This is a genomic window from Tolypothrix campylonemoides VB511288_2, assembly GCF_045999855.1.
Lineage (GTDB): Bacteria > Cyanobacteriota > Cyanobacteriia > Cyanobacteriales > Nostocaceae > Scytonema > Scytonema bouteillei_A.
In genome coordinates this window covers 512,670-523,462 of the sequence record NZ_JBFPMW010000003.1, presented here as the reverse complement: position 1 = coordinate 523,462, position 10,793 = coordinate 512,670, and the positions used below count along the sequence as shown (strand labels likewise).

The window sequence follows — 10,793 nt, the reverse complement described above, 5'->3', positions numbered from 1 at the left end:
AAAAATAACTAGGCACACCAAACGACCAAGTTCTGGCAGAACATATGAAACGCTGCATTACGCAGGCACGGGCAGATAATTAAGTAACCAAAAAATGCAGACCTTTATCATCCTTTGGTTTGGACAACTGGTATCCCTCCTTGGCTCTGGCTTAACTGGCTTTGCCTTAAGTTTATGGGTCTACAAAAATACCAACTCAGTTACTCAGTTTGCGCTGATTTCTGTGCTAACTATGCTACCAAACATCATCATCTCCCCGCTTGCGGGTGCGCTTGGCGATCGGTGGAACAGGCGCTGGCTAATGATTTTAGGCAATTGCGGAGCTGGGTTGAGCATCCTTTCGATGACACTGCTACTTTTCATTGGACATCTTGAACTTTGGCATATCTACGTCGCTACAACTGCTAGTTCCGCTTTCAACGCCTTGCAGTGGCCTGCTTATGATGCGACGATCGCACAGATTGTACCACCGCAGCATTTAGTTCGTGCCAATGGAATGTTCCAACTAGGGTTAGCTATTGCACAGCTAATTTCGCCAGTGCTAGGAGGCTTTCTGCTAGTAACCATTCAGATTCAAGGTGTCCTCATACTTGACGGAATTAGCTTTGTTTTCTGCCTTGTGATGCTCTTGCTCGTTCGGTTACCCAAACCTGGAACTACAACAAAAGCCGAAGTGTCGAAAAACTTTGTGTGGAAAGATAGCTTGGTAGGGTGGAATTATATCACAACTCGCCCTGGGTTGTTTTGGTTATTAATTCTTAACTGTATCTACCATTTTGTTGAGGGAATTGCTGTTGTGCTATCGACACCGCTGTTCCTTTCCTTTACCTCGACCACCGTACTTGGCACGATGCTGTCCATCGGTGGCAGCGGCATGATACTTGGCACAGCATTCATCAGCACTTGGGGTGGAGGGAAGCGTCGCATCTATAACGTACTCGGGTTTATGCTATTAGGTGGGTTATGCATGCTGCTAGCTGGGTTACGTCGTGATGTTGTGTTGTGTACTGTTGCCATTTTCGTTCACTTTTTCAGTCTGCCGATCGTTGTCAGTTCCAGGCAAGCCATTTTTCAGAGCAAAATTGCGTCTGATGTGCGGGCAAGAGTCTTTGCTGTCAACCGAATGCTGATTAATTTATCCCTGCTGCTTGCTTACCTAGTTGCTGGACCACTAGCTGACCGTGTGTTTGAGCCACTGCTTACCGTTAATGGACCATTAGCTGGAAGTGTTGGAAAGATAATTGGTGTCGGACCGGGACGTGGCATTGGCTTGCTATTCATCATCATGGGAATGCTCTTGATAGCAGCAATTGTTACTAGCTATCTTTCTCCACGCTTGCGACGGGTAGAATCGGATATCCCAAATGTTATCTCCTACTAAATAACTGCCTGTGCATGCAAGTCAATAGCGTACACAGTGCTGAAACAAGCAAACTAACTGTCAATTTTTTTGGAGTGATTATGAATTGGAATGACCTTGAAGACAAAACTATCTACAAAGTTGTTGTCAATCACGAACAACAGTACTCAATTTGGCCGAGCGAGCGGGAAAATGCTTTGGGTTGGAAAGATGTTGGTAAAAGCGGGACAAAGGCAGAATGCCTAGATTACATCAAGGAAGTATGGACTGATATGAGACCACTTAGCTTGCGTCAGCAAATGGAAAAATTAGCACAATCAAGCTAAGTACTACATTTGATAAATTCGTATCGCAATAAAAACCTGTAGTTGCGCTTTAGCGCTAAAGCGCAACTGCGAACTTGTGCAATTTTGTACTAAATATTAAATTTAACTTAAGATAAACGTTAAATGAAAAAGAATAACGTTAAAGATATTTATCAACTATCCCCAACGCAGCAGGGGATGCTGTTCCACACCCTTTACGCTCCTTCTTCTGGGGTGTATTGTCAGCAATTCAGTTGTACTTTTACAGGCTCTCTAGATGTGGAGGCTTTTAACGCAGCATGGCAGCAAGTCGTAGCACGGCATGTCGTCTTGCGAACTGCTTTCATTTGGGAACGCGAAGATGTGCCGCTACAGGTGGTGTACCGACAGGTGAAACTACCACTAGAGATCCATTCTTGGCTGGCACTATCTCCGGATGAACAGCAACAGCAGCTACAAGACTTTCTAGCGTCGGATTGCCAGCACGGCTTTCAACTGACCAAAGCACCACTGATGCGCCTGAGCCTGATTCAAATGTCAGAGGATGTCTACCACTTTGTATGGAGTTATCACCATATACTTCTAGATGGGTGGTCGCTGCCTTTGGTACTTAAAGAAGTGCTGGGCTATTACCAAGCGTTGTCTTTGGGGCAAGAGTTACAACTGCCACCAAGTCGTTCCTACCGCGAGTACATTGCTTGGTTACAGAAGCAGAAATTGGAAGTTGCCGAACAATTCTGGCGACAAACACTTCACGGGGTGAGTACACCAACACCCCTGGGAGTCGATAAACCTCACCACAGCAAGTCTTTGGAACAAAGCTACAGCGAGCATTGTCTTACGCTATCAACTCCAGCAACTTTTGCTCTAGTGTCGTTTGCACGACAGCATCAACTGACGTTGAACACCTTAGTGCAAGCAGCTTGGGCTTTACTGCTATCACGATACAGTGGCGAAAGCGACGTGGTTTTCGGCGTGACTGTCTCAGGTCGTACAACTGCCATCAAAGGTGTGGAGTCCATAGTTGGGCTATTTATCAATACCCTGCCAATGCGGGTGGGAGTGTCTCCTGAGGACACAGTTCTACCAAAGCTCAAGCAGATACAGAAGCTACAGGTGGAAATGAGTACTTACGAGTACACGCCACTGGTAGAGATTCAACGGCTGAGTGATGTGCCGCCAGGGCTGCCGTTGTTTGAAAGCATCGTGGTGTTTGAGAATTATCCGGTAGATGCGGCTTTACAAGAGCATTCACAGAATTTGCACGTTAGTGATGTTCGTGCTTTTGAGAGGAACAACTATCCACTCACTCTCATAGCCCAGCCCGGAGTGCAATTGTCGTTGCGGTTCATCTACGATTCTCAGCGTTTTGATAGTGCAACTGTCACACGGATGATGGGGCATTTCCTTTCTCTGCTACAGGGTTTAGTCGCCAATCCCAACCAAAAGCTGTCGTGCATACCACTGTTAAGTGCCGCCGAACAAAATCAAATACTGAGCGAATGGAACAAAACTCAAGCAAATTATCCCCAAGATTTGTGTCTGCATACTTTGTTTGAGCAACAAGTCCAGAAGACACCCAATGCGGTGGCAGTAGTGTTTGAAGACCAACGCCTCACCTACTGTGAGTTGAACACAAGAGCTAATCAATTGGCGCACTACCTAGTCTCATTGGGAGTGGGACCGGAAGTGTTGGTCGGTGTGTGTCTAGAGCGATCGGTGTCCATGGTTGTAGGATTGCTGGGCATTCTCAAAGCAGGTGGAGCATATGTGCCTTTAGACCCAGAGTATCCGCCAGAACGTTTGGCATATATGCTCGAAGATAGCTGCGTCAAGGTACTGTTAACCCAGGAAAAATTCGTAGCCTCACTGGCACACCAGCAGGCACATTTGGTATGTTTGGATACAGACTGGCAAGCGCTCGCTCACTTTAGCACAGAAAATACACGCTCAGGAGTGTTACCCCATCACCTCGCTTATACGATTTACACTTCGGGATCTACAGGTAAGCCAAAAGGAGCGATGAACACTCATCAAGGAGTTTGCAATCGCCTGCTATGGATGCAGCAAGCTTATCAAATTGCACAGGGCGATCGCGTCTTACAGAAAACCCCCTTCAGCTTTGATGTGTCGGTGTGGGAATTCTTTTGGCCATTAATGACTGGAGCAAGTTTGGTGGTGGCGCAACCAGGAGGACACCGCGACAGTGCTTATCTGGTAAAGCTCATTGCCCAACACCAAATTACCACACTGCATTTCGTCCCCTCAATGCTACGGGTATTCTTAGAAGAACAGAATCTGGAAAGTTGCACGAGCTTGCGGCAAGTATTTTGTAGTGGCGAAGCACTACCAAAAGAACTGCAAGACAGCTTTTTTGCACGGCTCGGATGCAGTTTGCACAATCTCTATGGACCAACAGAAGCAGCAATAGACGTGACATATTGGCAATGCCAACAAGACAGCGAACTATTGAGTGTGCCGATTGGTCGCCCGATCGCCAATACACAAATTTACATCCTCGATCGCTACAATCAACCAGTACCAGTGGGTGTGGCTGGCGAGTTGCACATCTCTGGTGTGGGTTTAGCACGAGGATACCTCAACCGTCCGGAGTTAACGGCAGAAAAATTTGTTCCCAACCCGTTTGTGGGCAAAGGCGAACGCCTTTATAAAACTGGAGATTTAGTCCGCTACAAAGCTGATGGCAACATCGAATACATCGGACGCATCGACCATCAGGTGAAGATCCGTGGCTTCCGCATTGAGTTGGGCGAAATTGAGGCGGTACTGAGCCAACACCCAAACGTGCAACAAACTGTAGTCATCGCCACACAAGAGATGGTGGGCGCTCAACGTTTGGTCGCATACTTAGTAGCAAATGAACAATCCGCACCCACGATCGGCGAGTTGCGTGCTTTCCTCAAACAAAAGTTGCCAGAATATATGCTTCCAAGTGCTTTCATGGTACTTGATGCCCTACCACTCACACCCAATGGTAAACTCGACCGGAAAGCACTACCCAAACCATCTTGGCAACCCGAACTCGACCGCAGTTTTGTCGCCCCGCGAACACCGACTGAAGAAAGACTGGCAAACATTTGGGCATCGGTGTTGGGCATTGAGTTGGTGGGCATCCATGACAACTTCTTTGAACTCGGTGGCGATTCGATTCTCAGTCTGCAAATCATTGCCAAAGCCAACAGTGTCGGCATACAACTGAGTGCCAAGCAGATGTTTGAGTATCAAACGATTGCTGAGTTGGCAACAGTCGTAGGAACAACTGAGGCAATTACGGCGCAACAAGGTGTGGTGAGCGGCACATTGCCACTGACACCGATTCAGCAGTGGTTTTTCCTTGAGAATTTCAGCGCCCCAGCACACTGGAACCAAGCAGTACTGCTGGAAATGCCACAGGGTATACAGCCACATCTTTTAGAGCAAGTGGTGCGGGAGTTGTTAGTGCATCATGATGCTTTGCGCTTGCGTTTTGAGAAAACCGATTCTGGTTGGCAACAAATCAATGCCCCTGTGGATGATAAGGTGCCATTGGCGATCGTAGATTTATCTACAGTTCCACAAGCTCAACAACAAGTTGCCATTGAAGCAAAAGCGGCTCAACTCCAAGGGAGTTTAAATTTGTCAAGCGGACTACTGGTGCGAGTAGCATGGTTCAATCTCGGTGGTGAGTTAAACTCAAGACTGTTGGTAGTCATCCATCACTTGGCAGTGGATGGGGTGTCATGGCGGATTTTGTTAGAAGATTTGCAAGTTGCCTACTCGCAACTGAGTGCGGGTAGGGCGATACAACTACCAGCCAAAACCACATCATTCAAAGATTGGGCGCAACTGCAGTGGGAGTACGTACAATCGCTCGATTTGCAACGCCAGTGCGATTTTTGGCTCTTACAATCACTTGAGCCAGTGGCAAACATCCCACTCGACTATCCTTCTGGTGCAAACACCGAGGCATCCGCACGCACAGTGTCGATGTCGTTGTCAGTTGAAGAAACCCGTGCATTACTGCAAGAGGTACCAAAAGCGTACAACACCCAAATCAACGACGTATTGCTCACAGCCTTAGTGCAGGTGTTATCTGATTGGACACAATCAACTCACGTGCTGTTCAACTTGGAAGGACACGGACGCGAAGAGATATTGGATCGGGTGAATATCTCGCGCACGGTGGGATGGTTTACCACTATCTTTCCCGTTGTGCTACAATATGCTACAAATACTCCAGGAGAAGCGTTAAAGTCAATTAAAGAGCAACTGCGTCGCATTCCGCAACAAGGGATAAGCTATGGCTGGTTGCGCTATCTACTTGATGACAAAGAAACCATCGCCCAACTCACTCATTCTCGACCAGCCCAGATCGTCTTCAACCATTTAGGTCAATTTGACTTGGTGCTACAAACATCAGCACTGTTCAAACTTGCCAACGAATCGAGCGGTCCTAGCCGCAGCCCCCTCAACCACCGCAGCCATCTACTTGAGGTTAATAGCATTATCTTCGGCTCTCAGTTGCGCCTGGATTGGACTTACAGTGAGAACTTACATCACTCCAGCACCATTGAGCGTCTAGCTCACGAGTTTTTGCAAGCGTTGCGCGGGCTAATTGCTCACTGCTTGGCTCCTGAGGCTGGTGGTTATACTCCAAGCGATTTTCCCCTCGCACGACTCAACGATGTTGAACTCGAGCAAATGTTGAGCAACGTTGTGCCAAGGCAAGGGATTGGCAAAACCAATTGGCAAAATCTTGCCGATATTTATCCATTATCCTCAGTGCAGCAGGGGATGCTGTTCCACACCCTTTATGCTTCACAATCAGGGGTGTATTGTCAGCAATTCAGTTGTACTTTTACAGGCGCTCTAAATGTGGAGGCTTTTAACGCAGCATGGCAGCAAGTCGTAGCGCGGCATGTCGTCTTGCGGACTGCTTTCATTTGGGAACGCCAAGATGTGCCGCTACAGGTAGTGTATCGGCAGGTGAAACTACCACTAGAGATTCATTCTTGGCTCGGTTTATCTCCACACGAGCAGCAGCAACAACTGGCGAGTTTTATAGAACAAGACCAACACAGGGGCTTCCAACTGACCAAAGCACCACTGATGCGCCTGAGCCTGATTCAAATGTCAGAGGATGTCTACCAATTTGTGTGGAGTTATCACCATATACTTTTAGATGGGTGGTCACTACCGTTGGTATTCACCGAAGTGCTGGGCTATTACCAAGCATTGTCTGTGGGGAAAGAGTTACTCCTGCCACCAAGTCGTTCCTACCGCGAGTACATTGCCTGGTTACAAAAGCAGAAGTTGGAAACTGCCGAACAATTTTGGCAGCAAACACTCCAGGGTGTGACAGCGCCAACGCCACTCGTAGTCGATAGAGCACACCATACATCCAAGAAACAAAGCTACAGCGAGCACTTTGTTGAGCTATCAACTCAAGCAACTTCTGCTCTAGTGTCGTTTGCACGACAGCATCAACTGACGTTGAACACTTTAGTACAAGCAGCTTGGGCTTTACTGCTGTCACGATACAGTGGCGAAAGCGACGTGGTTTTCGGCGTGACTGTCTCAGGTCGTACAACTGCCATCAAAGGTGTGGAGTCCATAGTTGGGCTATTTATCAATACCCTGCCAATGCGGGTGGGAGTGTCTCCTGAGGACACAGTTCTACCAAAGCTCAAGCAGATACAGAAGCTACAGGTGGAAATGAGTACTTACGAGTACACGCCACTGGTAGAGATTCAACGGCTGAGTGATGTGCCGCCAGGGCTGCCGTTGTTTGAAAGCATCGTGGTGTTTGAGAATTATCCGGTAGATGCGGCTTTACAGGAGCATTCGCAGAATTTGCACATTAGTGATGTTCGTACCTTTGAGAGGACTAACTATCCATTGACGGTCATAGCCCAGCCCGGAGTGCAATTGTCGTTGCGGTTCATCTACGATTCTCAACGTTTTGAAAGTGCAACTGTCACACGGATGATGGGGCATTTCCTTTCTCTGCTACAGGGTCTCGTCGCCAATCCCCACCAAAAGCTATCGCACCTGCAAATGTTAAGTGCCGCCGAACAAAATCAAATACTGAGCGAATGGAACAATACGCAGGCGGATTATCCAAAACATTTGTGTATTCATGAATTGTTTGAGCAACAAGTCCAGAAGACACCCAATGCGGTGGCAGTGGTGTTTGAAGACCAACGCCTCACCTACAGCGAACTGAACGCAAAAGCTAATCAATTGGCGCACCACCTACAGAGATTAGGTGTGGAACCAGAAGTGTTAGTCGGTCTGTGTGTAGAACGCTCGTTGTCCATGGTCGTGGGACTTCTGGGTATTCTTAAGGCGGGTGGAGCTTACGTGCCTTTAGACCCCGCCTACCCGCGCGATCGCTTAGCATTTATGCTAGAAGAGGCCAGTGTGCCAGTGCTGCTAACCCAAGAGCGGTTGATGGCAACATTGCCAGAACTTAAAGCTCAGGTAGTATGCTTGGATGCCGACTGGCAAGAGATTGCTCGAGAAAGCGAAGGCAATTCTCAAAGCAAGGTTACACCCGAACACTTGGCTTATGTGATTTACACAAGCGGCTCCACTGGCAAACCAAAAGGAGTTCAAATTCTGCATGGTGCTTTGGTTAACTTCTTAAATAGCATGCACCTGACTCTAGGGCTGAGCCAGAGAGATATCCTTTTATCAGTCACCACATTATCTTTTGATATTGCCGGACTGGAATTGTACTTACCGCTGATTGTGGGCGCAAGTATAGTCGTAGTCAGCCGCGAAGTTGCTACTGATGGAACCGAGTTGTTAAAGCGTTTGTCATCCTCCGGTGCTACAGTTATGCAAGCTACTCCAGCAACTTGGCGGCTACTTCTAGCATCAGGATGGCACGACAGTAGGCAATTGAAAATTCTCTGTGGCGGTGAAGCACTCAAGCGCGAACTCGCCGAGCAGTTGCTAGAACGATGCACTGAACTGTGGAATCTATACGGTCCTACAGAAACCACCATTTGGTCAGCTGCTCACAAGCTGGAAACTCTCAACAGTGCTTCTTCAGCTGACAGCATCATCTCTATCGGTCGCCCAATTGCCAACACGCAATTTTACGTTTTAGACAAACACTTACAGCCAGTTCCTGTGGGAGTTCCTGGAGAACTACACATCGGTGGTGTATCCTTAGCTCGTGGTTATCTCAATCGACCACAACTTACATCTGAAAAGTTCATTGAAAACCCTTTTATTAATAAGGCTGGGGAACGCTTGTATAAAACTGGGGACTTGGTTCGCTTCAAAAGAGATGGCAATTTGGAATACCTGGGACGAATTGACGAACAAGTGAAAATACGGGGCTTTCGGATCGAGTTGGGGGAAATTGAAGCTTTACTTAACCAACACCCGAATGTGCGAGAAACTGCGGTCATCGCCAAAGAAGACATCGGGGACGACAAACGTTTAGTAGCTTATATTACCCCACATCAAGATCTCGTACCCACAATGAGTGACCTGCGCTCCTTCCTCAAACAAAAGCTACCGGAATATATGCTTCCGAGTGCTTTCGTGGTGCTCGATGCCCTACCACTCACACCCAATGGTAAACTCGACCGCAAGGCACTACCAAACCCTGAGTCGGCACAACCGGAACTAAAAACAACTTTTGTCGCTCCCCGCACACCAACTGAGGAAGTACTCGCTGAAATCTGGACTCAAGTGCTTCGGCTCGAGCAAGTTGGTGTTGATGACAATTTCTTTGACCTTGGTGGTCATTCCCTAACAGCAACTCAATTGGTCTTCCGCGTCCGAAATACGTTCAAACTAGAATTGCCCTTACACGCCCTGCTTGAAACACCTACAGTTGCAGCAATGGCTGAAGTGGTTGATAATGTTCGTAACTGCAAACCGACTGCTACTGCCACAACATCTGTCAGAGATCTCAATGCAGAAGCCGTTTTGGATCAGACAATCCGCCCGGAAGGCATAGCTTTTGAGCAGAGCGCACAGCCAGCACGCATCTTTCTAACTGGGGCAACAGGTTTTCTGGGAGCTTTTCTACTGAGTGAACTCCTACAGCAGACTGATGCTGACATTTATTGCTTGGTACGCTCCTCTAATGTGGAACAAGGCTTAAAGAAGATCCAAGCAAATCTTCAATCCTACTTACTCTGGAATGAATGTTTTAGTTCCAGAATTATCTCAGTTACCGGCGATTTATCGCAACCACTTTTTGGTTTAGACGAGCGACAGTTTCAAACATTAGCAAGTACGATAGATGTCATTTATCATAATGGGGCATTAGTTAATTTCATCGACCCGTACCCGAAACTGAAGGCAGCTAATGTTCTTGGAACTCAGGAAGTCCTGAGATTGGCAAGCCAAATTAAACTCAAATCCCTACATTATATTTCTACCTTTTCCGTTTTCCCCTGGGAGGAAGGCTTGTCTAAAGAGCATATCTTCCGAGAAAATGACTCTTTAGATCGTGGTAATCTTGCAGGTGGCTACGAGCAGAGTAAATGGGTGGCGGAAAAGTTAGTCACAATTGCACGCTCTAGAGGACTTCCTGTGAGTATTTATCGACCAGGAAGAGTATCAGGACACAGCCAAACCGGAACCTCTAATACAAATGACCTCCTCTTTAGAATGCTCAAAGGTTGTATTCAACTTGGGAGTTTTCCGGATTTCAACATGGTGATGGACCTGACTCCTGTGGACTATGTAAGCAAATGTATCGTTTATTTATCAAGGCAAAAAAAATTTCTGGGGGAAAATTTTCATGTGGTTAATCCCCATCCAGCCCTTTGGAGCAACGTTATGACTTGGCTGTGGTCTTTTGGTTACTCGCTTGAGGTCATTTCCTACGATCGATGGCGAGCACGTCTGCTTGAGGTTGCAGAGCATTCCTCAGACAATGCATTATACCCATTAATACCTTTTTTTGCAGAGTCAGCACCCAATGATTTAGTAACGTTCGACTGTCAGAATACGCTGAGTGGGCTTGCGGGAACCTCTATCAACTGTCCATCAGTCAGTGCAGAATTGCTGAGCACTTACTTGTCATACTACATTCGTAGTGGTTACCTAGAGGCTCCGCAGCAGAAAGCTAATATTAAATTTAACTTGAGATAAAT

General features: G+C 47.2%; 2 protein-coding genes and 1 pseudogene. All 3 read left to right on the top strand.

Annotated elements, in window-relative coordinates; all coding sequences use genetic code 11:
- Nucleotides 1-94 precede the first annotated feature (94 nt).
- Nucleotides 95-1,381 carry an MFS transporter gene (locus AB0756_RS10995; protein WP_050045146.1) on the top strand — a complete coding sequence of 429 codons (1,287 nt, stop codon included), beginning with the start codon at nt 95-97 and terminating at the stop codon, nt 1,379-1,381.
- A gap of 80 nt (nt 1,382-1,461) precedes the next feature.
- Nucleotides 1,462-1,686: an MbtH family protein gene (locus AB0756_RS10990; RefSeq protein ID WP_038092767.1), complete on the top strand. Its 225-nt coding sequence runs from the start codon at nt 1,462-1,464 to the stop codon at nt 1,684-1,686.
- A gap of 123 nt (nt 1,687-1,809) precedes the next feature.
- A pseudogene (locus tag AB0756_RS10985) lies at nt 1,810-10,791 on the top strand (amino acid adenylation domain-containing protein); the annotation flags it as partial.
- Nucleotides 10,792-10,793: the final 2 nt, after the last annotated feature.